This window comes from Weizmannia sp. FSL K6-0777 (genome assembly GCF_038593185.1).
Lineage (GTDB): Bacteria > Bacillota > Bacilli > Bacillales > Bacillaceae_C > Weizmannia > Weizmannia faecalis.
In genome coordinates, this window is sequence record NZ_CP151971.1 from 2,666,444 (window position 1) to 2,689,250 (window position 22,807).

22 protein-coding genes and 2 other annotated features are annotated in these 22,807 nt (G+C 43.3%); of the genes, 3 read left to right on the top strand and 19 right to left on the bottom strand.

What is annotated here, in order from left to right:
• Positions 1–23: 23 nt before the first annotated feature.
• Positions 24–1,004 (bottom strand): metal-dependent hydrolase, encoded by a 981-nt coding sequence (locus NST70_RS12875; protein WP_014097361.1) that lies wholly within the window; start codon positions 1,002–1,004, stop codon positions 24–26.
• Positions 1,005–1,182: 178 nt separating this feature from the next.
• On the opposite strand from NST70_RS12875, the gene mutY reads away from it, so the two are divergent.
• Entirely contained in the window at positions 1,183–2,301 is a 1,119-nt protein-coding gene (mutY, locus tag NST70_RS12880) for an A/G-specific adenine glycosylase (protein WP_026684724.1), read from the top strand.
• 1,830 nt (positions 2,302–4,131) lie between these two features.
• Here mutY and NST70_RS12885 read toward each other — a convergent pair.
• Both NST70_RS12885 and recX read right to left on the bottom strand, forming a co-directional pair.
• Positions 4,132–4,449 carry a YfhH family protein gene (locus NST70_RS12885; RefSeq protein ID WP_014097359.1) on the bottom strand — a complete coding sequence of 106 codons (318 nt, stop codon included), beginning with the start codon at positions 4,447–4,449 and terminating at the stop codon, positions 4,132–4,134.
• Entirely contained in the window at positions 4,430–5,245 is an 816-nt protein-coding gene (gene recX / locus NST70_RS12890; protein ID WP_026684896.1) for a recombination regulator RecX, read from the bottom strand. The genes NST70_RS12885 and recX overlap by 20 nt, the downstream gene beginning before the upstream one ends.
• A gap of 86 nt (positions 5,246–5,331) precedes the next feature.
• Between recX and NST70_RS12895 the strand changes: the two genes are divergently transcribed.
• Positions 5,332–5,454, top strand: coding sequence for a YfhE family protein (locus tag NST70_RS12895; RefSeq protein ID WP_014097357.1), 123 nt, complete (start codon positions 5,332–5,334; stop codon positions 5,452–5,454).
• A gap of 80 nt (positions 5,455–5,534) precedes the next feature.
• Complete coding sequence (locus NST70_RS12900) at positions 5,535–5,717, top strand: YfhD family protein (RefSeq protein WP_017551419.1); 183 nt, start codon at positions 5,535–5,537, stop codon at positions 5,715–5,717.
• Positions 5,718–5,975: 258 nt separating this feature from the next.
• On the opposite strand, the gene trpA is transcribed toward NST70_RS12900, so the two are convergent.
• The 16 genes from trpA to NST70_RS12980 all read right to left on the bottom strand — a co-directional run bounded on the left by trpA (position 5,976) and on the right by NST70_RS12980 (position 22,804).
• Entirely contained in the window at positions 5,976–6,767 is a 792-nt protein-coding gene (trpA, locus tag NST70_RS12905; protein ID WP_014097355.1) for a tryptophan synthase subunit alpha, read from the bottom strand.
• On the bottom strand, positions 6,760–7,164 hold the full coding sequence (locus tag NST70_RS12910; RefSeq protein WP_328229590.1) for a hypothetical protein: 405 nt from the start codon (positions 7,162–7,164) through the stop codon (positions 6,760–6,762). Before NST70_RS12910 ends, trpA begins: the two co-directional genes overlap by 8 nt.
• The gene (trpB, locus tag NST70_RS12915) at positions 7,157–8,362 is read right to left on the bottom strand and encodes a tryptophan synthase subunit beta (protein WP_071452051.1); all 1,206 of its coding nucleotides are present in this window, start codon (positions 8,360–8,362) and stop codon (positions 7,157–7,159) included. The genes NST70_RS12910 and trpB overlap by 8 nt, the downstream gene beginning before the upstream one ends.
• The gene (trpCF, locus tag NST70_RS12920) at positions 8,340–9,764 is read right to left on the bottom strand and encodes a bifunctional indole-3-glycerol-phosphate synthase TrpC/phosphoribosylanthranilate isomerase TrpF (RefSeq protein ID WP_342475238.1); all 1,425 of its coding nucleotides are present in this window, start codon (positions 9,762–9,764) and stop codon (positions 8,340–8,342) included. Before trpCF ends, trpB begins: the two co-directional genes overlap by 23 nt.
• Positions 9,765–10,790, bottom strand: a complete 1,026-nt coding sequence (trpD, locus tag NST70_RS12925; RefSeq protein WP_342475240.1) for an anthranilate phosphoribosyltransferase — start codon at positions 10,788–10,790, stop codon at positions 9,765–9,767.
• Positions 10,774–11,373 (bottom strand): aminodeoxychorismate/anthranilate synthase component II, encoded by a 600-nt coding sequence (locus NST70_RS12930; RefSeq protein WP_342475242.1) that lies wholly within the window; start codon positions 11,371–11,373, stop codon positions 10,774–10,776. The genes trpD and NST70_RS12930 overlap by 17 nt, the downstream gene beginning before the upstream one ends.
• On the bottom strand, positions 11,354–12,736 hold the full coding sequence (gene trpE, locus NST70_RS12935) for an anthranilate synthase component I (RefSeq protein WP_342475244.1): 1,383 nt from the start codon (positions 12,734–12,736) through the stop codon (positions 11,354–11,356). Before trpE ends, NST70_RS12930 begins: the two co-directional genes overlap by 20 nt.
• A gap of 174 nt (positions 12,737–12,910) precedes the next feature.
• Positions 12,911–13,161 (bottom strand) — a binding site (T-box leader).
• A gap of 44 nt (positions 13,162–13,205) precedes the next feature.
• Positions 13,206–13,448: a binding site (T-box leader), on the bottom strand.
• A gap of 272 nt (positions 13,449–13,720) precedes the next feature.
• Complete coding sequence (locus NST70_RS12940; RefSeq protein ID WP_315958678.1) at positions 13,721–14,902, bottom strand: FtsX-like permease family protein; 1,182 nt, start codon at positions 14,900–14,902, stop codon at positions 13,721–13,723.
• Positions 14,899–15,582, bottom strand: a complete 684-nt coding sequence (locus NST70_RS12945; RefSeq protein WP_061577815.1) for an ABC transporter ATP-binding protein — start codon at positions 15,580–15,582, stop codon at positions 14,899–14,901. Before NST70_RS12945 ends, NST70_RS12940 begins: the two co-directional genes overlap by 4 nt.
• Positions 15,583–16,641 (bottom strand): biotin/lipoyl-binding protein, encoded by a 1,059-nt coding sequence (locus tag NST70_RS12950; protein WP_342475246.1) that lies wholly within the window; start codon positions 16,639–16,641, stop codon positions 15,583–15,585.
• Positions 16,642–16,828: 187 nt separating this feature from the next.
• Positions 16,829–18,382, bottom strand: a complete 1,554-nt coding sequence (locus NST70_RS12955) for an IS5 family transposase (RefSeq protein WP_265114716.1) — start codon at positions 18,380–18,382, stop codon at positions 16,829–16,831.
• Positions 18,383–19,126: 744 nt separating this feature from the next.
• Complete coding sequence (locus NST70_RS12960) at positions 19,127–19,351, bottom strand: hypothetical protein (RefSeq protein ID WP_061577745.1); 225 nt, start codon at positions 19,349–19,351, stop codon at positions 19,127–19,129.
• 20 nt (positions 19,352–19,371) lie between these two features.
• Positions 19,372–19,911, bottom strand: coding sequence for a stage II sporulation protein M (locus tag NST70_RS12965; protein ID WP_061577744.1), 540 nt, complete (start codon positions 19,909–19,911; stop codon positions 19,372–19,374).
• Complete coding sequence (locus NST70_RS12970; RefSeq protein WP_061577743.1) at positions 19,883–20,602, bottom strand: ABC transporter ATP-binding protein; 720 nt, start codon at positions 20,600–20,602, stop codon at positions 19,883–19,885. Before NST70_RS12970 ends, NST70_RS12965 begins: the two co-directional genes overlap by 29 nt.
• On the bottom strand, positions 20,595–22,247 hold the full coding sequence (locus tag NST70_RS12975) for a hypothetical protein (RefSeq protein WP_061577742.1): 1,653 nt from the start codon (positions 22,245–22,247) through the stop codon (positions 20,595–20,597). The genes NST70_RS12970 and NST70_RS12975 overlap by 8 nt, the downstream gene beginning before the upstream one ends.
• A 224-nt stretch (positions 22,248–22,471) precedes the next feature.
• A complete protein-coding gene (locus NST70_RS12980; RefSeq protein ID WP_061577741.1) occupies positions 22,472–22,804 on the bottom strand; it encodes an uberolysin/carnocyclin family circular bacteriocin in 333 nt (110 codons plus the stop codon).
• Positions 22,805–22,807 lie beyond the last annotated feature (3 nt).

Below are 22,807 nucleotides of genomic sequence, written 5' to 3' on the forward strand. Positions count from 1 at the left end.
TTTTCAGATGTAAAATCCGATCCTTATCTTGGTACAACATCAAGTTTTTTCTTTAGCTTTTTCTTATTAAAAATCCATCCGGTGTAAGAACCGGTTATTTCCAGATCTTCATTCAATTTCACAACAGCAACAAACGGATAATGCCCGTTTTTCCGGTAGCGGAGGTCGGTAAAACGGACCTCCCAGCCGTTATCAAGTTCTTTGACCTGCCAGTTATAGACAGGGGAAAAACTTAAGAAAGCTGACAAATTTTTATCCTGCTTTGCCGCTTCAATAATTTCATTTTCCGGTACCGGAAGCCGTTTGAATTTGTCCAGAATGGTGACCGCCGACTTAAATGCGGATGCAACATAGTAGGCATCTTTCGTTCTTACGGCAATCTTCCATTGGTGAAAACGGACAGTCGGGGAAATAATGATATTTTCCGCATCCGGAATCCTGGCCAGGACGGCTTTTTTTACATCGTGACGTGCCGCGAATCTGGCGATATAATATAAAAATATGAAGATGTACATGGCCAGGAAAGTTGGCCCCGGTTGTGCCCCGAACAGCCAGGCGGCAATGCCGATCACATGGATGGTGAAAATGAACGGGTCAAATGTATTGATCACGCCGAGCGCGACCCATTTATATGAGAACGGCCGCAATGCCTGTGTCCCGTACGCATTAAAGATATCGACGAACACATGCAAAAAAACAGCCAAAAAAGACCAAAGCCATAAATGAAGCGCATCCGTTCCAGGGAAAAAGATGCTGAGCACAGCTGTAATGGCAAGCGGCCACAGCAAGACGGCGGGAACAGAATGTGTAATGCCGCGGTGGTTGCGAATATAAACCGCATTATTTTTAAATTTAAGCAAAGTATCGATGTCTGGTGCCTGTGAACCTAAAACCGTGGCAATGAGAACGCTGTGAAAATGAACCGCATCTTGTGCGACCACAGGGTCCAACGTTGCCAAACCTCCAAGTGCAAATCCCATAACAACATGGGTTCCTGTATCCAATCTTATTCCTCCTAAAAATGGTTCTGGCTCCTTATTAAAGCGCTTATTTCTTTCATATGCCTTCATCATATGGTAAATTAAAAAGAATTGCAATAGACAGAAGCGGTCAATTCAGGATTTCCTGATTGTATTTTTCCCGTTTATAAAATGTATAGCAATCATTTGGGGGAGTTAAACATTGAAAAATTTGCCAATCGACGACTTTGATATAAAATCTTTTCAAGATGATCTGATTTCCTGGTTTGAAAGGGAACAGCGGAAACTTCCGTGGCGGGAGGACCGTGACCCGTATAAAATTTGGGTATCGGAAATCATGCTGCAACAGACAAGGGTGGACACCGTCATCCCCTATTTCCGGCGTTTTATGGAAAAATTCCCGACAATTGAAGCGCTGGCGGATGCCAGTGAAGATGAAGTGCTAAAAGCGTGGGAAGGACTCGGCTACTATTCGCGCGTCCGGAATTTGCACGCTGCTGTAAAAGAAGTGGAGGAACATTACGGCGGCACGGTTCCGGACACGCCGGAGGAGGTATCGAAGCTAAAAGGCGTAGGGCCATATACGGCCGGTGCGATTTTAAGCATTGCATACGGCCTGCCGGAACCGGCTGTGGACGGCAATGTGATGCGGGTGCTGGCAAGAATTTTATCCATATGGGAAGACATTGCAAAGCCTTCTGCAAGAAAGGTTTTTGAAGAAGTCGTCCGCAAGCTGATTTCCCGGGAGAATCCGTCTTTTTTTAATCAGGCTTTAATGGAACTCGGGGCGCTCGTTTGCACACCAAAATCGCCGTCATGCCTGCTTTGCCCGGTCCGGGAGCATTGCCGGGCGTTTAGAGAGGGAACCATTGATGAGCTGCCTGTGAAATCAAAAGGGAAAAAGCAGAAACAGATCCGGCTTCAGGCAGCCGTTTTGGAAGATGAAGACGGGCGCATTTTGATCCATAAGCGTCCGGATAAAGGGCTGCTTGCAAATATGTGGGAATTTGTACAAGTGGAAGAAAGCACCGTTTTGCCGGCAAGACAGGTGCTGAAGGACTATCTTGGAGATGTTTTTAAAATTGAAGCAGCGCTTGAAACCGAACATTTTACGGAAATACGCCATGTTTTCACCCATTTAATTTGGGATATCCGGGTATACCACGGGAAAATTTTAAATCAGGTACAGGAAACGAATGAATTAAAATGCGTGCCTCCTGATGAGATTGAAACGTTCGCATTTCCTGTCCCCCATCAAAAAATTTGGAAAGCCTTCCGGGAACAGGCAAAAAGTGAAAAGGTGAAGGACATTAAAGGATAGGCTTCGTTTCAAAATGTCTTTCATCACCAGGATGAAAGACAAAAAGGGGCGGACCGCGGGATGAAATGTCTTTCATAACTAGGATGAAGAACAAAAGGGAACGCACCCCAAGCTGAAATGTCTTTCATAAACAGGATGAAGGACAAAAGGAGACGCACCCCAAGCTGAAATGTCCTTCATAAACGGGATGAAAGACAAAAGGGAACGAACCGCGGGATGAAATGTCCTTCATAAACGGGATGAAGGACAAAAAGGGGCGAACTGCAAGCTGAAATGTCCTTCATAAACGGGATGAAAGACAAAAGGAGGCGATCCGCGGGATGAAATGTCCTTCATAACTGGGATGAAGGACAAAAGGGAACGAACCGCGGGATGAAATGTCCTTCATAAACGGGATGAAGGACAAAAAGGGGCGAACTGCAAGCTGAAATGTCCTTCATAAACAGGATGAAGGACAAAAGGGGACGATCCGCGGGATGAAATGTCTTTCATAACAGGGATGAAGGACAAAAGGAGACGCACCCCAAGCTGAAATGTCCTTCATAAACACGATGAAGGACAAAAGGGGACGATCCGCGGGATGAAATGTCTTTCATAACAGGGATGAAGGACAAAAGGAGACGCACCCCAAGCTGAAATGTCCTTCATAAACACGATGAAGGACAAATGGAGACGATCCGCGGAATGAAATGTCTTTCATAAACAGGATGAAAGACAAAAGGAGGCGAATCCATTGTCTTTTTGAACCTCAGTAAAAGACATTTCAACATGGGACGGGCATGCTTTTGTCTTTTTGCGCCTTTGTAAAAGACATTTCAACCAGCATCGTGCACCCTTTTGTCCTTTTAAACCTCTATAAAAGACATTTCGACCGGCATCGTGCACCCTTTTGTCCTTTTGAACCTCTGTAAAAGACATTTCAACCGGCCACATGCACCCTTTTGTCCTTTTGCGCCCCTCTAAAAGACATTTCAACCGGCAACGTGCCCTCTTTTGTCCTTTTGAGCCTTTGTAAAAGACATTTCAACCGGCAACGTGCACCCTTTTGTCCTTTTGAACCTCTGTAAAAGACATTTCAACCGGCCACATGCACCCTTTTGTCCTTTTGCGCCATTGTAAAAGACATTTCGACCGGCATCGTGCACCCTTTTGTCCTTTTGTGCCCCTATAAAAAAGACATTTCGACCGGCATCGTGCACCCTTTTGTCCTTTTGAACCCTTGTAAAAGACATTTCAACCGGCAACGTGTCCCCTTTTGTCCTTTTGCGCCATTGTAAAAGACATTTCGACCGGCCACGTGTCCCCTTTTGTCCTTTTGCGCCCCTCTAAAAGACATTTCAACCAGCTTCGTGCACCCTTTTGTCCTTTTGTGCCCCTATAAAAGACATTTCGACCGGCATCGTGCACCCTTTTGTCCTTTTGAACCCTTGTAAAAGACATTTCAACCGGCAACGTGTCCCCTTTTGTCCTTTTGCGCCATTGTAAAAGACATTTCGACCGGCCACGTGTCCCCTTTTGTCCTTTTGCGCCCCTCTAAAAGACATTTCAACCAGCTTCGTGCACCCTTTTGTCCTTTTGAACCTCTATAAAAGACATTTCAACCGGCCACATGCCCCCTTTTGTCCTTTTGAACCCTTGTAAAAGACATTTCAACCGGCAACGTGTCCCCTTTTGTCCTTTTGCACCTTTGTAAAAGACATTTCAACCAGCATCGTGCACCACTTTTGTCCTTTTGAGCCCTATAAAAGACATTCCGACTGGCAACGTGCACCCCTTTTGAACCCCTATAAAAAACATGTCAACCCGCGACAAATCCGTCCTAACTTTCATTCAATCCACCGGTTTCAGCATCGAAATCGGGAGGGCTTCGATCGGTTTGCCCCCGCTAACCCGGTAACCCCAGGCAAAGACGCCGTCAATATAATCAATTTTAAAATAGACGCCGGGGTCTCCTTCAATTTCATAAATTTCCCCTTTTTGAAAAGAAGCCGGGTCCAGCAAATACGACTTTGCCATCGCAATTTTCCGCTCAAGCACGGCAAACTCATTCACAATACCAAGTTGTTCGGCCTTGCGCGCTTTTTCCGTCAATTGTGCAATTTCCTGCTTTAACTCATACTCGCTCATTTCACTGTATCTTTTTTCCATCTCCATCCTCCTCTTCTCGCAAGTAGCGGTCTATTAAATCAACCGGGAACCCTTTCCGGTATAAAAACTGCTTCATTTTTTGCCTGTATGCATATCCCGAAAGTCTACCGTATTTGCGCTTTGCTTTTTCAGCGTGCTGAAGAAGGGCTTCCCACTCCGCTTCTTCATCCTTTTCAATATGAAGCGCCGCCATCGCAGCGGAAATCACTTCAGGTGGATAACCTTTTACGACAAGCCCCTGCTCCACTTTTTGCTTTAAAAGCTTCTCTGACAACCGGGCATGCTGCCTGGACAGTTTTTCCGCAAGGGCAAGGGCGTGTTCCACTTGCTGATCCGCATCAAAAATTTCAAGCGCCTTTTTCACAAGCTCTGGTGCAATGCCTTTTTGCTGGAGTTCCCTTCTAATAACAACAGGCCCTTTATGTGTTGTGTTCATTTGTGTTCGTACAAAACTTGCGGCAAATTCCGCATCATCCAGATACTGCATTTCATAAAGCTTTGATATGACACTCCGGATGACTTCCGGTGCAAATTCCTTTTTTATCAAATCATCACGCACTTCTTTTTCCGACCGCATCCGATAGGAAAGAAAATGGATGGCAGTATTAACGCCTTTCCGGATATCATCTTCGGCAAGGATCGCTTCAATATCAAGCTCATCCAATTCCTTCCCTTTTAAAAGCTGGTACCGTGCCAGCACTTCTTCATCAACACTGAACCGGTACTGTCCATCAAGAAAAATATTGTAACGTTCTTTATTGTTTTTTTGAACTGAGATTTTTGTAATGACCGGCACATGCATACCTCCCTTGTCTATTTTACCATTGAAAGTGTAGAAAGCGGTATGACCGGGAACAATAATCCAAAAAGGAGGTTTTACGAATGCCGAAAGATAAAAAAGTTCAGACGAAAAGCACATTAAGAAGCATGCAGGAAGTGACTTACCAGCGTGAATTTAAAAAAGCCGACCGGGCCGGAGGATACACGGACAGCGGACGCAAATAATTACCTGTTTAAGAAAAACCTTTTACGCAAAAAGTAGTTTTGCGGGGGCAACCGCAAACTGCTTGAAAGGGGTTTTTTAAATGGGCCGCGGACATCAGCATAAAACACGCGATAAAAATAAAGCAACATTGCCGCAAGTACCGAAGAACATGAAAATAGACGGGAAAGACATTGAATATTCGAGGGAACTCGCAGATGGGGAAGATTTGGAAGCACAAGCCCGTTCCGACGCTGCGGCAAAAAGAGCGAAAAACAGTCGGTAAAATAAAACGGGAGGCCTTTCCATGAGGCTCCCGTTTTTTGTGGATGATGTGCATAAACCTTTCAATACCTTTATTCCCAATATGATTTGATGTGCATAAATTTGTGCACATTTTTTGTGTATAAAATGTGGATATTGTGGATAACCAGAAAAATCCCTTTTCTTTACCAGTTCAAGATGTGTATAACCCTGTGGAAACTCAACTGGAGCACGGACGACCGTGTGCGTAAACCGTTTCGGCGCGTGCGTACAGGCATTTTTACAGCTGGTTTGGTGCTGCTTGTTGCTTTGCGCTTTCCACAAGCGCGCGGATTTTTTCCGTTTCCCCGTGCTGGAAGAGCTCGATGATTTTGCTCCCGGCCACCACGCCGCTGCAGTAACGGGTTAAACGGCGGACCTGCTCCGGGCTGGAAACGCCAAAGCCGGCAAGAACAGGCACCCGGCTGATGCTTGATAAGAAATCCAGGTAATCCTCGATATTGTCGTGAAAATTTGTACGGGTGCCGGTTGTACCGGTGACCGTGACAGCATACAGAAACCCATCTGAACGGGAGGCGATTTCCTCAAGCCGGTCTTTCGGGCTTGTAATGGCAGCCAGCCGGATGAGCGCCAGGCCGCATTTTGCCAGTTCTCCGGCAATTTCCTCTTCTTCCTCGATGGGCAAATCTGGAATAATCAGTCCGTCAACACCGGCATTCGCGCAGTCTGCTGCAAATTTTTCCAGCCCGTAGGCAAAAACCGGGTTGAAATACGTCATGAGAATAATCGGAACTTGCCTTGGATGGGCTTTTAAATGGTCCAGCACTTTTTTCATTGTCGTACCTGCCTTAAAAGCGCGGAGTCCTGCCGCCTGGATGACCGGGCCGTCTGCGACCGGGTCGGAAAACGGAATGCCAAGTTCAATTGCCGTTGCCCCGCAAGCTTCTAAAAACGCAAGCCTTTTCTCCGTCTCTTCCATTCCGCCGTCCCCTGCCATAATATAAGGGACAAACGCTTGATCACCGCGTGCAAGAACCGTTTCAAACTGTGCTTCCAATTTTTGTTTACCCATTGTTTTCCCCTCCAAACAAGCGGCTGACCGCTCCTTCATCTTTGTCCCTGCGCTCCAAGAGGCTAGCAGCGACCATTTTTGCCGGTTTCAGCGCAAAACTGCTACCATGTATGCTTTCCAGGGCCGGAATGTTACCTATTCCAAACAAGCGGCTGACCGCTCCTCCATCTTTGTCCCTGCGCTCCAAGAGGCTAGCAGCAATCGTTTTTGCCGATTGCAGCGCAAAACTGCTACCATGTGTGCTTTCCAGGGCCGGAATTTCACCTATTCCAAACAAGCGGCTGACCGCTCCTTCATCTTTGTCCCTGCGCTCCAAGAGGCTAGCAGCAATCGTTTTTGCCGATTGCAGCGCAAAACTGGTGCCATGTGTACTTTCCAGTGCCGAAATTTCACCCATTGTTTTCCCCTCCAAGCAAGTGGCTGACTGCTTCTACATCTTTGTCTCCACGTCCTGACAGGCAAACGGCGATCGTTTCGTCTTTTCCCATTGTTTTTGCCAGTTTCAGCGCAAAACTGATGGCATGTGCGCTTTCCAGTGCCGGGATAATGCCTTCTGTCCTCGAAAGCAGCCGGAATGCATCCAACGCTTCTTCATCGTTCACGGACGTATACGTAACCCGGCCCGTTTCTTTTAAATAGCTGTGTTCCGGCCCGACTCCTGGATAATCAAGCCCGGCCGATACCGAATAAGCTTCCTGGATTTGCCCGTCGTCATTTTGCAGCAGATATGTTTTCATGCCGTGAAGCACGCCGAGTTTGCCGTCGCTTAAAGACGCCGCGTGCTTTCCTGTTCCAAGGCCGGCGCCGCCCGCTTCCACGCCGAACAATTTTACGGACTTATCTTCCACAAACGGATAAAACATGCCGATCGAATTGCTGCCGCCGCCGACACAGGCGACAACTGCATCGGGAAGTTTGCCTGTCTGTTCTACAATCTGTTTTTTCGTTTCTTTCCCAATCACACTTTGGAAATCGCGGACAATTTGCGGAAACGGATGCGGGCCGACTGCTGAACCCATAATGTAGTGCGTGTCTTCCACATGGGCAACCCAGTAGCGGAGTGCCTCGTTGACCGCATCCTTCAATGTGCCGCTGCCCTGCGCCACACTTTTGACCTTTGCACCGAGCAATTCCATTCTGAATACATTGAGCTTTTGCCGGCGGATATCTTCTTCCCCCATAAAAATTATGCATTCAAGGCCGAGCAGCGCGCACACAGTTGCTGTTGCCACTCCGTGCTGGCCGGCGCCCGTTTCGGCAACGACTTTCTTTTTTCTCATTCTAAGCGTAAGCAGCGCCTGGCCGACTGTGTTGTTGATTTTATGTGCCCCCGTATGATTCAAATCTTCGCGTTTCAGGAAAATTTTCGGGCCGCCGCCAAGCTTTGTTAAGTTTTCTGCAAAATAAAGCGGGGTTTCACGACCGACATATTGCTTCAGCAGTTTCTCCAATTCCGCATGAAAAGCCGGATCGTTCATGGCTTCACGATAAGCTTGCTCGAGTTCTTTAACAGCTGGCATCAAGGTTTCCGGGACGAATCTCCCCCCGAAAGTCCCGAAACGGCCGTTTGTATCAGGCAGTTTGTATGTTTGCATTATCGTCACGCTCCTCTAATTTTTGAAATACTTTTCTTGCTGCTTGCACAAAGGTTTTGATTTTATCCGGGTCTTTTTCCCCGTTTGTCTCCACCCCGCTTGAAACGTCGACGATATGCGGCCGGGCGGAAAGAATCGCGGCTTCGACATTTTCCGGTGTGAGCCCGCCGGCAAGCACCACCGCCCGCTCATCCGATAGCGCCTTTGCCAATTCCCAGTCAAACGCCTTTCCGTTACCGCCGCGATATTTTCCGCCGGCGCTGTCCAAAAGCACCAGATCGCACCGGTAATCGTGTATCGCTTCGAGATCAGCATCTGTCCTTACCGGGAAAGCCTTGATTACCGGATAAGGGATTTGCGCGACGTCTTCTGCTGTTTCATCACCGTGCAGCTGCAGGTAATCGAGCCCGGCCCGCTCTGCAATTTCCGCCATTTTTTCAGGCGATTCATTGACGAATACGCCCACTTTTTCGATAGAATCCGGCAACGCTTCTGCAATCTGTGCTGCTTTTTCCGGTGTAATCTTCCGTTTGCTTTCGGCAAATACAAAGCCGATCATGTCCGCCCCTGCAGAGACAGCCGCTCGGGCCGCTTCAAGCGTGCGAATGCCGCAAACCTTGACTTTCCGTTTCTCCGGGAGACCGGTCAGTCTTTTTATTGCCGTTTCCGGGTCGTTTGCACGCATCAGCGTTTCCCCGACTAAAATCCCTTTTGCCCCGGCATGTTCAGCGCGAACGACATCTTTCCGGGTGCGGATGCCGCTTTCACTAATCACAAGCACATCCGGATTTGAGATTTTTGGCGCGAGCTTTTTGGCAACGCCGAGATCAACGTCAAACGTCTTTAAATTGCGGTTGTTGATGCCGATAATCCGGGCCCCTGTTTCCACAGCGGTTTCCAGTTCCGCTTCATTGTGCACTTCAAGCAGCACTTCAAGGCCGGCGCCCAGGGCATAATCGTACAGCTGACGGAGCCTTTCGGGGGAAAGAGCCGCTGCGATCAGGAGAATTACGCTTGCACCATATGCTTTTGCCCGGTCGATCTGGATTTCGTCGATAATAAAATCTTTGCAGAGAACCGGAATCCGGACTGCATCGCTTACGGCTTTCAAATCTTCCACCGACCCTTTAAAAAAGGCTTCATCCGTTAAAACGGAAATGGCGCCGGCGCCTGCTTTTTCGTAGGCAAGCGCCTGCCGGATGGGATCCACGCCCGTTCGGATATCCCCTTTTGATGGGGAGGCCCGTTTGATTTCAGCAATGATGCTTGTTTTTTCGGCGTGCATAAATGTTTCATAAAGAGAAGGGGCTTTGCGCGCGTTTGGGGCAAAAGCCTTTCCTGCAGCTTTGATACGGGCCACTTCTTTTTCTTTTTCGGCTAAAATCTTTTCTAAAAATGCCATTTAAATCGCCTCCTGCGTGAGTTTCCGGCTCGCTTCAATGAGCGCGTGCAGTTTTTCAAGTGCCGCGCCCGATTCGATTGCCTGCTCCGCAATCTGGATCCCTTCTTTTACCGTCTCTGCCCGCCCTGCAGCAAAGAGCGCAAGCCCGGCATTGAAGAGCACCGTATCACGATAAGCACCTTTTTCCCCCTTTAATACTGACAGCAAAATATCGCTGTTTTTTTGCGCATCGCCGCCGTGGATCGCTTCAAGCGGGTAATACGGCAAACCGACTTGTTCCGGCGTCAGCGTAAACGTGGTAATTTTCCCGCCGTCGAGCAGCGCAAAATGGTTTTCCCCCGATAAAGATGCTTCATCAAGATAGCCGGCGCCATTGACAACGAGCGCGCGTTTTCTGCCAAGGCGGCCGAGTACTTCTGCCATTGTCCTGAGCATATCGCGCCGGTAAAGCCCAAGCAGTTGTGTTTCCAGGTTCATCGGGTTTGTGAGCGGGCCGATCAGGTTAAAAATCGTCGGAATCCGCAAATCTTTCCGGATTTTCATCATTTTTCCAAGGGCCGGATGGACTTTCGGGGCAAACAGGAAGACGATGCCGATTTCTCTCAGCAAGCCTTCAATTTCTTCCGCCGGGAAAGACAAGGAAATCCCGAGTTTTTCAAGGACATCGGCGCTCCCGGTCTGGCTTGAGACGCTGCGGTTGCCATGTTTGGCGACCTTCACGCCGCTTGCCGCCAGCACAAACGCGGAAGTCGAGCTGATGTTAAAACTGTGGCTGCCGTCCCCGCCCGTCCCGCAGTTGTCCATAAGTCCAGAAACGCTGCACGGAACCGGCACGGCTTTTTCACGGATCACTTCGACCAGCCCGGCAATTTCTTCCGCCGTTTCGCCTTTGCTTTTCAAGACGGCCAAAAATGCGCCCATCTCCCCTTCTGTCACTTCATCTGAAAACAGTGCGCGGGATGCTTCCCGCATTTCTTCAAACGTCAGCCCTTCTTGTGCCAAAATTTTTTCAAGATACGGTTTCAACTTTCTCATCCTTTCTGATTTCGCGTAAAAAATTTTCAAGCATCTGTTTGCCGGTTTCCGTCCCGATCGACTCGGGATGAAACTGGACGCCGAAGCATGGGGCGGATTGATGTTGAATGGCCATGATTTCGCCGTCATCAAGAGATTCGGCAACCACTTCCAGGACTTCCGGGATCTTTGTCCGGTCCATGACAAGCGAGTGGTAGCGCATCACTTCGACCGGATCCGGCAGGCCGCTGAAAATTCCTTTCCCGCCATGGCGTACAAGGGAAGTTTTGCCATGTTTGATTTCTTTTGCTTTTGTGATCCCTGCCCCGAACGCTGCGGCAATTGCCTGATGGCCGAGGCAGACGCCGAGCAGCGGGATTTGCCGGTAAAATGTTTTGACGGTTTCAATGGAAATGCCGGCATTTTCCGGCACGCCGGGCCCTGGCGAGAGGACAATGGCTTCCGGCTTGAGCCTTCTGATTTCATCCACGGTGATCCGGTCATTGCGGAACACCTTTACTTCCTCCCCAAGTTCGCATAAATACTGATACAAGTTGTAAGTAAAAGAGTCATAGTTATCGAGCAATAAAATCATGCGTCTGTACCTCCAGAATCGATCTCGCCTTGTTGAGCGTTTCTTCATACTCTTTTTCCGGATCGGAATCGTACACAATGCCCGCGCCCGACTGCAAATAAGCGGTGTTGTCTTTAATCAGGAGCGAGCGGATGGCGAGTGCAAAATCAATGTCGCCGTTCAGATTGATATAGCCGACCGCGCCCGCGTACATGCCGCGCTTCAGGCTTTCCAGGCTGTTGATAATCTGCATCGCGCGGATTTTCGGCGCGCCTGATACCGTGCCGGCCGGAAGACAGGAGATGAGCGCGTCAATTCCGCTAAAACCGTCCCGCAATTTCCCCCGCACTTCCGAAACGATATGCATCACATGCTGGAACCGCTCAACTTCCATGTATTTTTGCACCCGGATGCTTCCGGGCTCGCACACCCGGCCGAGGTCGTTCCGGCTCAGATCAACGAGCATTTTATGTTCAGCGAGTTCTTTCTCATCGTGTAAAAGCTCGCTTTCAAGGCGCTCATCTTCTTCCGGGGCATTGGCGCGCGGGCGTGTTCCCGCAATCGGATTCGTATATACCACACGCCCCTTCGTTTTGATCAAACTTTCCGGCGATGCCCCAAGAACGACATAACCGCCGAAGTCGAGATAAAACATATACGGGGACGGGTTCGCTTTCCTTAACTTCCGGTAAAAATAGAACGGATCTTGCGAAAGCGTCCCTTTCATGCGCTGTGACAGGACAACCTGGAAAATGTCCCCGTTTTCGATATGCTGTTTTGCGGTTTCGACCATCTTCATAAATGCCTGCTTTTGAATGGCGGGGGCAAAGTCAACCGGGCCATGGTCGACAAATGGTTCTGCGCTTGTCTGCCGGCAGATCGCTTTTTCCATTGCCGCAAGATTTTTTTCTATTGCCTCCCCGTCTTCCCCGGTTGAAACAAGGTAGACGGTCTGGCTTTTATGGTCGTAAACAGCTATGTTTTGGTACAGCATCAAATGCAGATCCGGGATTCCTGTTTCATCTTCCGGTACATGGCCGATTTCTTCATACTGGCGGATGGCGTCATAGCCGATATAGCCGACCGCCCCGCCGTAAAACGGAAAGGGAAGCTGGATATTAAGACGCGGCAACAGGCCTTTGACAAGATCGAGCGGCTTACCTTTTTTTATTTCACGCCGCCCCGTCATCCGGTCAATCACCTCCAGTTCATTATCCCGCCCGATGAACGCTTTTACCGGATCAGCCCCGATAAAAGAAAACCGGCCGTTGCTGTCATTTTGCAGCGAACTTTCGAACAAAAACTTGCATTTTCCTCTCAGTCTCGTAAAAATCATGACCGGCGTTAACACATCGCCATTTAGCTTAACGATTTTGTATTGCATCCGTCCGCACTCCTTTTTTATTGAAATGGTAACTAGCAGGCCGTCTTTCGCGCTCCGGCTCTTCACCTCTGCACCGGCTGTATATCCTTCGCTTAACAGGCGGGTTCCGATCACAGATCCCGGGTCCCGGCTAAATAAAAAAAACGTCCTCTGCCCGCAGCTGTATGCTGCAGGACAGAGGACGTTTTCCAACGCGGTGCCACCTCTCTTGAAAGGATTTAAAACCTTTCCGCTTATTCGGGTACGGAGCAAGCCACTCTTTATACCCTATCCCGGTAACGGGGGAAGCCGTGTTTCCCTACTGCACAAGTTCAGGAAACCTCTCGTAAGCCCATTCTGCAAAGGCGGATCGTGCCGGGCTCCCACCTGCGCCGGCTCTCTGGGACGCTTGCCATTTGCATACTCTTCTTACTCAGCGATTTTCTTTTATGAGATTTTTAACGGAACGCAAAAAGGGTTCCCAATCCATGTAAAGGACGGGGAACCCGCGGTGCCACCTTTATTGGCTTGATCAGCCCGGCTTTGACGGTATCAGGGAAAAACCGTAATACCTGCCTTTTGTAACGATAAGGCATTCGCCAAAGCCTACTCCGGAATCGTTTCGGTTTGGAAGCTCGGAAGCCCATTCGCCTGCACGTCATCACCGGTTCACACCACCCACCGGCTCTCTTTGGAATCCACACAGGTTACTCTTCTTCTTCATCGCCTGAAAAATGTTTCATTGATTGATTATTATCTTAATGCTGAAAATAAAAATTGTCAACCTTCATTTCAAAAATTTTTTTATTTTTTTCAGCCCATTTTTCCAAGTAACATTTGGCGGACAAACCTTGTCTTTCTTGTGAAAAAGTGGCTTAGCCTGCCCGGGAAAAAATACGCGAAAGGGCACGCATGGCCACTTCGTTCGAAGAAGGGGTCCGGTTAGGACATTTTACTTTGCACATTCATCATTGTTTAGACCACTGTATTCTTCCAATCAACATCCTAACGCAAAATATCGATCAAGTTCTTATTGGCTGCATTTTTAGCCGGCAATATGCCAAATAGAATGCCGACAAAGGTAGAGACGCAAAAAGCGAGTAAAAAGCTTCCTACACCGATCACGGCACGGAAAGGTAAGAAGAGCGAAATAAGCCACGCGAGTCCACCACCTATCCCAAAACCAATCAAGCCGCCTATTCCCGTCAACAACACCGCTTCCAAAAGGAACTGGAATAAGATATTCTTTGGGGTTGCGCCGATAGCGAGACGAATGCCAATTTCCCGGGTACGCTCAGAGACAGAAATATACATCATGTTCATTACACCAATCCCAGCAATAAACAGCGAAATCCCGGCAATTGCGCTAATGAAGTAGGTTAAACTGTTAATGACTGATCCAATGCCTTTCAAGATTGACCCCATTTCTATATGCTCATAGCTTCCCTGCAAATGATGGCTGCCCTGCTTGTTGAGCAGGCTGACGATTTTTTTTGTTTGTTTACTGACGTTCTCCCCGCGATTGAAGACCAGTTTTAATTTATTTCCTACGTTGCTGATATTACTTTTCTCATAAACGTTTTTGGGAATCATTATATCATGAAAATCATCGGCATTTTCAAAGACTCCGATAACATGGTAGCTAATCCCATTCACGATGACAGCCGTATCTAAAGCACGATTGGGTTGAATGTAAATAGAAGCCGCCAGTTTTTTTGAAATTAAAGCAACAGGATCAGCGAATGTGATATTATTTTGAGAGATATTATGGCCAGCAGAAATCTCTTGTTCCGAAGAAGAACGTTTAAGAAGCTTTACTGTTACGTTTTGTTCGCTACCATTTAGCGAAGCCTGGACATCGACTGTCCCATTGTCATCGTTAATAATATGAGCCTCTGCCAGTCCGAAGCTTGCCCCGGCGGAATTTAATAACGATAGATCCGACTCATTAAAACCAGATTCGGCCGCGTTCAAATCGTCAGCATGATATTCCACGACAGTTGACTGCTTGCCCGAATTGGACGCCTGTAAATTTTTAAGAGTTGCTTTCTCAACGCCTTTACCTAAGGAAATAATCGTAATCACCGAGGCAATGCCGATAACGATGCCCAACATTGTTAAAATACTTCGCCTTCGATTCGCCAAAAGCGAACGTATTGCAGTAAAAAACAGTTCGGCTGCCCTCATTTGCTGACGCTCCTATCGCTTTCAATCCGGCCATCCATAATTTGAATCATACGCTGGCTCTGGCTGGCAACTTGGTAATCGTGCGTAACCATAATAATGGTGGATCGTAATTTTTGATTTAAGTCAAGGAACAGTTTTAAAATCTCTTGCGAAGTATGCCTGTCAAGTGCGCCTGTGGGCTCATCGGCCAGTAAGAAACTTGGCTTGGATATAAGGGCGCGGGCAATGGCAACACGCTGTTGCTGGCCGCCCGACAGCTGGGACGGCAACTTTTTAGCAATTCCTTTTAAATGCACACTTTGCAATACATTATTCACTCGTTCGCCGATGTCCTTTCGGCGGTATCCGGCATAAAGCAACGGTAAACCAACATTCTCAGCAACCGTTAAATTCGCAATCAGTTTAAAATTTTGGAAAACGAAGCCCACGTTTTGATTTCGCAACTTTGCATAGTCTTTTGATGACTTGCCAATTACCGAATTCCTCTTAAACAAGTATTCACCCTCAAATTGATTATCAAGAAAGCCAATGATATTAATGAGCGTTGATTTGCCCGAACCCGACGGCCCCATAATTGCCACGAACTCTCCTTGATTAATTTCCAAAGAAATATCCTTCAGCACATGAATTTTTTCATCTCCTTGATGATAATACTTGTTGAGCCGTTCTAATCGAATCAATCAGTTCACCTTCGCTCCATCTTTTAGTCGTTTGTCCGGATCAGCCACAATACGATCGCCGGGGTGCAATCCGCTTTTGAGGGTGTAGAAACCGTTCTGTTTCTCTACTGCCACAGTGCGAAAACGTGCTTTTCCATTTACGACTAAATAAACGGCCGTTTGACCATTCTTTTTTATAATGGCTTTGCTCGGAAGCTTTATTTGCTTTTGTGGTATTGTGATTTGCACGCTTTGGCCTGCCATAAAGCAGCGATCCACATCGACCGTGAAGTCATACATTGAAAAGCCTTTCTTAGTAGCGGTTTTTGAGGGTATTTTGGAAATAAACTGAATGGTTGTGGTCTGCCTCTTCCCGTTTGCCAAGGCCTTAATAACCACTTTACTCCCTACACGCAACTTGTCATAGTCATATTCGGAAACACTCGACTGGACCTCTAAAGCATCCGAGCTGATGCTGTATTGCGATTGGCCGCTATTATTAGTGGAAATACTCATCACACCATCAAACGGTGCTTTTAATCTGCCCTCCACTCTATTCTCCAGCTGATTTAATTGATCCTGTTGATTTTGCAAACCAGCTTCTGTATCTCGATAGGTATTCTGATCTCTTGCAATTTCAAGATTTAGCTCCTCTTTATTCTCTTCTTGGTGTACTGCTGATAATTTCTTTTTAAGATAAGCAATGTTTTGTTTTTGAACCGCTAAGTCGCGCTGCATTTTTAAAATACTCTGTTTCACCTCAGTAATCTTCTCTATGATTTCGATATTATGGGTTGTTAAGAGAACATCCCCTTTTTTCACTTCATCACCGTTCCGTACATTTACTTTTTGTACTGTACCATCCGGTATTTGCAAATTTTGTGTCTGCTTTGCTGAAACCTTCCCTGTTTCAACTAACGCCGGAGTATATTTGACCACATATTGCTCGTAATGGGGTTCGCTTTTTAAACTTGCATTCGTCCTTAAAACAATTACCAAGCACAGCACTCCAAAAAGGGCGGCAATAATAATCAAAGCAATAATGAGATTTTTCTTCCCGTTAGCTGTCTCTTCATTCATAATAAAACCTCGTTCATAAATATGTTTTTATTTCTTGTTAATAAATGTGGCTTAAAACGCAACTATGGAAATCTACTTTTTAAAATCGATAACGGCAATGACGGCTGTTATTAACGATATGCAAAGTGCGAGGAGACCAAAAATAACTGCCACCATATTTAGGGCTTGCTGAACGAATCAAATTTGGTCAGATACAAGCCAAATTCCGATTATCAAAATATAAAATAGTGTTGTGTAAAAATTTCAAAAAAAGAACCCTGAGCTTGCGCTCCAGATTCAGTATGAGGAATTGAAGGGCTACTACTGTTTCGCTGGTCTCCTGAAGGCGTGCTCGAATAAGGCCCAGCCCATACTTGCGCTTGCCTTCGCCAAATTTGCCTTCAACGGCATTACGTTCAGAGGCATCCTGCCTTGCGACGCGTTCCAAGGTTTTGTCTTCCGTTCTGGATGGGCGTCCTAACCTTGGCCCACTCAGACGAATGCCAAGAGATTTGCAGTATGCCAGATTATTACGGTTTCGGTAAATTTTATCTGCCAAGATCGCTTCCGGATAAAATCCGAACCGGTTGTAGTAGTTTTCAACAGATTCCTTGAGAGTGGTCCCTTCATTGTAATTTTCCCAGTCGAGGTGCTCAATCAAGGCATAACCATCTACGACACTGATGGCGACTTTTGAACCGAACTCCACGTTCGCTTTTGCCTTGCCGCGCACAATTGGACGGACATGTGGCTGGGAAATGCTTACAATCCGGTGGTCAACCCGGTGTGTTTTCTTTTTGTACATTTCTGCCTGTTGGCGGTAAAGTTCATGAATCACGAGAAGTTGCCTGTATTCATCTTTGCTTAAAAGAGACAGAGAGCTTTGGGAAACAAGATTTTTAATGATCTCCAGATCTCGTTTCACATATCCGAGCTGTTTGCCTACAGCTTTCCGGATTTTCCGGGCGCCAGCTTTACGTTGCTTAGCGACAGAAAGATAGTCCTTGCGGGCTCTTTTTCTGTAGGTCCGTGGCTTACGTAATTTCCCTTTGTGTGGTTCATGCAGGACATCAATGATATGTTCCAATTTCTCACGGGCTTCGTTCAACAACCCGAGGTCTGTAGGGTAAGCAATATCAGCCGGTGCACAGGTTGCGTCCAAAATGAGCTTTCCTCTGTTCTTCGTTTTGGGAGAAGCCGATTCAGTTGAATGCTTTTCTGAATCGGAACCGGAAGGCTGAAGATCGCCACGATCATGATCATGATCATTACGATCTTCATCATCATGATCGTCATCGTCGTGATCCTGATCATCATTGTTGTCGTTTTCCTTAGATGCTTCTTCCAATTGGCGTTTTTGTTCTTCCAGAACGATCCATTCATTCAGTTCGTTGATGATATTTGCGCCCAAACGTTTTCTAAAACGAGTCATCAGAGAATGGTCGAATGGGGCTTTTTCCTGGAATTCAGGCAAGCCGATAAAATACTGAAGATACGGGTTTTCTGTGATCTGTTCGACTGTTTCCCGGTCAGACAGCCCAAGCCGTTCTTTGATATAAAGAGCCCCAAGAGCGATTCTGACAGAATAAGCCTTTTCGCCTTTGAATTTCTTCTTGAAGGACTTGGCATACTTTTCTTCGGCCATCCACCAAGGAATCATTTCAGCAAGACGGACCCAGCGATTTTCTTTATTTAATTTTCCACCGAATGGTAGAAAAAAATCATCTACAAAAGTTAATTGATGTTCGGTCTTTTTGTACATCGTAACAGCCTCCAAGTGCAAGGTTTTTTACGTGTTTCCTTTGAAATCCTTACACTTTATATTCGACAAAAGTAGCCAAAATCCTTGTCAAATCTGGAATTTTTGCTTATTCAGCAAGCCCTAAATTACTATTTTACTTTCGTAATCTGGGATAATTATAATCCTTGAAGTTGAGAAACAGCTACTCCTGCAATTTTTAATAAATAGAAACACACACAATATACAATTAATACTCGTTGAGACAGTTGTGTATATTGTTTCAGTAGCTTGTATAGCACATATATGGATATATATATTAATGGATTTAAAAATAAATACAAAGGGTTATTTAAAAGTATTATTTTAGTGGGATTATTATTTAAAAAATTAAAAATAGATAACGGTATATTAATTAAATAAATGATTATATTAGCTGCACTTAAAATATAAATAAACGTTTTTTTTGTAGCATTAGCATCGAAAATTATACCGAAAAAGTACGCTATTAAGCTAGAAATAAGAATACTTATGGTAATTGCTAGAAGGTTTAGTAATAATACTATTATTAATATTGTTAAAACAGGTAGCCCTGATAAATTTTCACTTGAGGAAGTCAACAAGTTATTTAAGTATTTAAAGATACTTATCTGAAAAAGAGAGACTAAGGATAAAATAATTAAAAAATTGAACAAGATTGTCTTTGTTTTAATGGAATTGTTTTTCATTATTGTAACACCCTCTTATAGATTTTTAATATATATATCCTTAATATATAAATGCAATAACTGTAATTATTAATATTACAGGTATCAAATAGGCGAAAATTTTTAATGCTTTATTGCTAAGTGAGTCAGCTAATTGAATACACGTTATACCTATAGAGATTGTTATTAGTATTAGTCCTATAGAAGAGAAACCTGTAAAAAAAACAAGGATTAAACCTAATAAAAATAAAATTGTTTCTGTGAAACTCAAAATTTTCTTATTCATTATGAACCTCCTGTAATATGTTAAGGTGTGATATAGATTTCTATAATAGAAGAGGTTATTGTTAGAAAGATGACTACTATTAGTAAAACAAAAATGTCTTTTACCATAGTTACAAATTCTTCACTGAATTTCTTTTCTGAAAATAATATCCTGATAAGAAGTTGCATACTCTTTAATCCAATAACTCCACTCGCTATTATAGCTGGTATCTCAAATATTCCATGTGGAAGAATCTTGATTATAATTTCCAATATACTCGTACCACTAGAAAGTTTCTCACTGACTGTAAGTCCTATAAATACACCATTTGATATTAATAAGATTATGGAAATGATACCGAAAGAAAAAAAACCTATAGCTATGTTACCCATAGCAGATATATTATTAGTAAATAATTTTATTGCGCTATCAGGTATATAGACTTCTTGAGTAGTTATGTCAGATTGTTTAAGATTAAATAAGAACCCTAAAATTAAACCTAAAATTAAGCATAAAAGAGAAATTAGAAAGAGAAACGAATCCTTTTGAGAACTAGTAATTAATTTCTTTATTAACCTCATTTATATAAATATCCTTTATTTTGATTTCTAATTCTTTGATACTAAAATCTTTAACATCAAATTCTGTAACCAATATGCCCTCATGCAATATACCTATTTTATGACAAATATTGTGTGCTAGCTCTAACATATGTGTAGTAAGAATTACTGTTTTTCCCTCGGAACAAAGATTTTTCAAATGGTCTTTAATAATATTAGAACTTATCATATCGACACCAGTAAGTGGCTCATCTAATAAAAGAATGTCTGGATGGGAGATAAGAGCAGCAGCTATTGATATTTTTTGTTTCATTCCATTAGAGTAGTTAGATATCAATTGATCTTTTGAGTGAAATAAATTAAAGTCATGAAGTAATTTGCTTATCATAGTAGTACTTTGTTCTTTCGATAATCCTAAGATGCTTGCTGCAAAATAAAGATATTCTTCCCCTGTTAGATAGTTATATAACGCCGTGGTATCTGGAACGAATCCAATCTTAGAATTCCCCGAAGAGGATTCATTATTATTACTAATCTTTATATATCCTTCTGATGGCTTTGTCATCCCTGAAATAATCTTTAACAATGTCGTTTTTCCTACTCCATTAGTTCCAACAATCCCATATATAGTACCGTTATTTATTCTAAAAGAGATATTTTGCAGTACTTTCTTTTTCCCAAAGTTTTTTTTAATATTTATAGCTTCAATCATTGTTAAAAACAATCTCCTTTAAATCAAATTTCAACAAGTATAATTTGGTGATTTTATACACTAAGAATGTAATGAAAATTAAAATTATTGTTATAGATATAGCCATTGGTTCAAATGATGTTTTAAAATGCTCTTCCGTAAAATAGATGCTTATAGGAATAAAGGAATATACAATTATAAGAATTGTGTTAAGTGTATCATTATAAAAAGCTGCTTTCTTAGAATCACCTATCTCATAAAAATGCTCCCAATTTTTCTTAGGAAACAAAGCTGTAGTAGCAATTTGAACTATACCGCACAGTATTCCAAACGTATAGGAAATGCATATAATTAATAGTATGCGATAGGGATTAACATCTATTAAAAATATGGATAAGATGATCATTAATAAGGTAACAGTAAGAACAAATATATGGTATATTTTTAATTTTTCACTCACTATTTCCCACAGTGTAACTTTACGATTAATGAATAGTTGCATATTTTTAGTCTCATGATCTACAGCAAGTAAAATCCTGAGGGAATCCCCGACTATTTGATATATATATATAGAAAATAAAATAGTAATTGAAACGAAATATAAAGCTGATGAAGACGACAAAAATATTTTAATAAGAGGAATAGATATTCCAGAGATTAATGCTAAAACAGCAAATGTCCTCCCTAGATGTTCACACCACCATTCATTAAGCCTTGTAAGATAGATATAATCTTTCACAAAGAAAGGGTATCTGTTTTTAACAAATGGACTTCTTTTATAATTAGGTTTGAAACTAGCTTTATTGTTCATGTAAGGCAGTAAATCTATTTTGTGTAGAGTGTAGTACCATACGGTTAACATTAATAAGTTTGATATTAATCCTAATATTAAGATTGATATTAAAGGTAATATAAAATTTTCATTTATTTTTAAATGGTGGTTTAAATTATATGTGTGGAAAAAAGATCCCTCAACGATAACTTGGAATTTAACTAGTGATTCTTCTTGCTTTAATATTTTACTTAATAAAGTAAATGGTAATAGAAAAAGAAAAATACATGAGAAGATATACAATACAAAATTTAGTATATTGCTTACGATTAAAGATTGAAACAATTTCGAAAATAGAAAAATAAAAAAGCTAAATAAAAAATTTATAAATAGACTAATTAAGAAGTATATAAAAGTGGCTATAACTAATGCAAATATCCCAGCAGGTTCATAGCTTTTTAAAATACCTAAATAAAACGGGAAAAATAATAAAATCCAATAGAATAGGGTACTCTTAACGCTTGTTTCTAAAAATCTTGATAGCAACCTTAATATTCTAAATTCCTTGCTCTGAAAAAGCGTTTTGTTTGTATCTAATAAAAAATAAACTTTATTATTATTGTAAAAGGACAAGGCTTGGAACATTATATTTGCAATTAATAATAATAAAGAAAACGAGAACACATTGGTTTTATTAAAGTTGTCTTTGAAGTAGAAAGACAATATAAAAATTAAAGAAAATAGTATGACAGCCAACATTATAAACCAAAATTTTAATCGTTTTAACGAAACACTTAGTCCCCAATCATCGAATAATTTTCTTATATTTGATTTTCTTTCGTAAAAATAGATACTATAAATTTTTTTCCAGTTATTAAGTTTTAAAATAAACATAGTTTCAACTCACTTTATTTTTTATTACAGTAAATCTATCTAGATTTTATTTAAGTTATTTAATTAATGTAAAACCATACTTTTAAGTGCGAGAAAATTACAATAGCTCATAATTAGCTTCAGTATTTGTAGTGTTGTACTACAAATACTGAAACTGGGCTTAAGGGATCATGTGTTTAATTTGTAATTAATCTTACCAGTTAGGGGGGGTAAATAAGATTAGATTACCAAGCTTTAGCTACATCTTTACCTTTTTTCTTAATCATTGCTTTAGCTGCAAAAAGCGCTGCTGAAACGCCTACTCCTGCTCCTGATGCACCAAAGATAATTCCTATAACTGCCCAAACTGTAGAACCACCTGACAACAGGTCAATAGCTAAGCCAGCAGTAGATAATTTAATACCTAATTTAGCTGCAAGATGAGCCCCAACATTTGAAATTTCAACTGAGCTTACACCAAGCTGAGTTGAAGTTACTACTAAAGATAATAAAAACATACTTACTAAACTTGCTACTACAACATTTTTAACATTAAGCTTAACTAATGTATTTTCCATATT

Coding starts and splice junctions, on each gene's coding strand:
- NST70_RS12885 (WP_014097359.1), bottom strand. CDS start 4,449: ATGGAAAAAAGATACAGTGAAATGAGCGAGTATGAGTTAAAGCAGGAA.
- NST70_RS12895 (WP_014097357.1), top strand. CDS start 5,332: ATGCCGAAAGATAAAAAAGTTCAGACGAAAAGCACATTAAGAAGCATG.
- NST70_RS12900 (WP_017551419.1), top strand. CDS start 5,535: ATGGGCCGCGGACATCAGCATAAAACACGCGATAAAAATAAAGCAACA.
- trpA (WP_014097355.1), bottom strand. CDS start 6,767: ATGGGTAAACAAAAATTGGAAGCACAGTTTGAAACGGTTCTTGCACGC.
- NST70_RS12910 (WP_328229590.1), bottom strand. CDS start 7,164: ATGGGTGAAATTTCGGCACTGGAAAGTACACATGGCACCAGTTTTGCG.
- trpB (WP_071452051.1), bottom strand. CDS start 8,362: ATGCAAACATACAAACTGCCTGATACAAACGGCCGTTTCGGGACTTTC.
- trpCF (WP_342475238.1), bottom strand. CDS start 9,764: ATGGCATTTTTAGAAAAGATTTTAGCCGAAAAAGAAAAAGAAGTGGCC.
- NST70_RS12930 (WP_342475242.1), bottom strand. CDS start 11,373: ATGATTTTATTGCTCGATAACTATGACTCTTTTACTTACAACTTGTAT.
- trpE (WP_342475244.1), bottom strand. CDS start 12,736: ATGCAATACAAAATCGTTAAGCTAAATGGCGATGTGTTAACGCCGGTC.
- NST70_RS12940 (WP_315958678.1), bottom strand. CDS start 14,902: ATGAGGGCAGCCGAACTGTTTTTTACTGCAATACGTTCGCTTTTGGCG.
- NST70_RS12950 (WP_342475246.1), bottom strand. CDS start 16,641: ATGAATGAAGAGACAGCTAACGGGAAGAAAAATCTCATTATTGCTTTG.
- NST70_RS12955 (WP_265114716.1), bottom strand. CDS start 18,382: ATGTACAAAAAGACCGAACATCAATTAACTTTTGTAGATGATTTTTTT.
- NST70_RS12960 (WP_061577745.1), bottom strand. CDS start 19,351: ATGAATAAGAAAATTTTGAGTTTCACAGAAACAATTTTATTTTTATTA.
- NST70_RS12965 (WP_061577744.1), bottom strand. CDS start 19,911: ATGAGGTTAATAAAGAAATTAATTACTAGTTCTCAAAAGGATTCGTTT.
- NST70_RS12970 (WP_061577743.1), bottom strand. CDS start 20,602: ATGATTGAAGCTATAAATATTAAAAAAAACTTTGGGAAAAAGAAAGTA.
- NST70_RS12975 (WP_061577742.1), bottom strand. CDS start 22,247: ATGTTTATTTTAAAACTTAATAACTGGAAAAAAATTTATAGTATCTAT.
- NST70_RS12980 (WP_061577741.1), bottom strand. CDS start 22,804: ATGGAAAATACATTAGTTAAGCTTAATGTTAAAAATGTTGTAGTAGCA.